2 protein-coding genes are annotated in these 1,443 nt (G+C 73.7%); both read right to left on the bottom strand.

Annotated elements, in window-relative coordinates; translation table 11 throughout:
- Positions 1-524, bottom strand: a 524-nt coding sequence (locus EIO58_RS17820) for a hypothetical protein (RefSeq protein ID WP_205789378.1), incomplete at its 3' end; no start/stop codon positions are given.
- Positions 508-1,269 carry a RibD family protein gene (locus EIO58_RS17825; protein ID WP_127820545.1) on the bottom strand — a complete coding sequence of 254 codons (762 nt, stop codon included), beginning with the start codon at positions 1,267-1,269 and terminating at the stop codon, positions 508-510. The genes EIO58_RS17820 and EIO58_RS17825, both read right to left, overlap by 17 nt.
- Between the last annotated feature and the right edge of the window lie 174 nt (positions 1,270-1,443).

The following is a 1,443-nucleotide window of genomic DNA, read 5'->3' on the forward strand; positions in this document are numbered from 1 at the left end:
ACCCACGCGCCCGCGACCGCGGCGACGACGGCACGACCTCGCGGGCCCTCCCCGCGTGCGGCGCGTCCGACACGCAGCGCCGAGACGGCGACGACGGCGCACAGCCCCACGACGGCGGCGCCGATGAGCAAAAGGACGAGAATCGCGCTGAGGGGACCGACCGTGTCCTGCACGACGCCGAAGGCATCGACGATCGCGCCGCCGTCCTCCGCGAGATCGAACGGACGGTCGATCGTGGCGCGGAACGCCAGATCGAGAGAGGCGAGCAGGATGCCGGCGACCACCACCGCCGCGTACACGCCGGCCGTCACGGTCTGGAGCCAGCGTGCCGCCACGGTGAGAAGCACGACCACGGCGACGACCGTCTCGCCCGGCAGACGCAGCAAGGAGCCCGGGCTGCCTGTGTTCAGAACCCCGGGCACGAGGGGTGCCAGGAACAGGATCGCGCACGCGAGCAGCGTCAGCGGCATGCCTCCGCGCAGGCCGCGGCGCTCGTGGAACGCGGCCTCACGTCGTCGAGCCATGGTCCGCGCCCCGGCGATCCGCGGCCGCTACGACGGTTTCGGGCTCGGTCGACGCCCCGCCGTGCACCGCCCGCTCCGAGAGGGCGTACCGCAGCAGCACCACGTCGCCGATCTGCCGCGTCTCGGCGAGACGCGCCCGCCGTGTCGCCGTCCAGGGGAACGCGCCCTCCCCGACGAATCGCGGCGCACGAGGGTCGCCGACGAAGAATGGCGCGATCACCAGCTGCAGCTCGTCGGCGAGGTCCTCCCTCAGGAACTGGGTGTGCATCCTTCCGCCGCCCTCGACCATGAGCCGCCGTACGCCCCGCGCGGCGAGGTCCTCCGCGATGTCGCGCATGGTCACCGGGTCGCCGAGGGCGACCACGGTCGCGGTGCCGCCGAGGGCGCCCGCGAGCCGTGCGGCGGTCGCGCGCGGGCAGTAGACGATCTTCTCCACGTCGCCGACCTTGAAGAAGCACGAGCCCGCCGGCAGGTCGCCGCTGCCCGTGACGGTGACCTTCACCGGTGACGCGCTGCGCCCCTCGGACACGCGCTTCTGCCGCCGATCCTCGCTTCGCACCAGCAGCCGAGGGTCGTCGCGGCGGACCGTCGATGCCCCGACCATGATCGCGTCGCTGTCGGCCCGCAGCTGGTCGACGCGGTCGAAGTCCTCGGCGTTCGACATGATCAGGCGCTGCGGCGACTCGCCGTCGAGGTAGCCGTCGAGCGACATGGCGCAGCTGAGGGTCACGTACGGGAGCGTCATGTCGCGGCCCGCCTTCCGGCATCCGTCGCCGCGCGGCGTCGCCGCAGCAGCGACACCGCGATGACGAACGCGCCGGGGGCCAGTGCGATCATCACCAGGACCCCGTACGCGGTGGCGGCCGTGACTCCCGCCGCCGCGCCGAGGCCCGCCGCGCCGAAGGCCCACGCGGCGGCG

The sequence above is a fragment of the Microbacterium sp. CPCC 204701 genome (assembly GCF_004010105.1).
Taxonomy (GTDB): domain Bacteria; phylum Actinomycetota; class Actinomycetes; order Actinomycetales; family Microbacteriaceae; genus Microbacterium.

Excerpts from the sequence above, each read along its gene's own strand:
- EIO58_RS17825 (WP_127820545.1), bottom strand. The coding sequence starts at position 1,269 with ATGACGCTCCCGTACGTGACCCTCAGCTGCGCCATGTCGCTCGACGGC.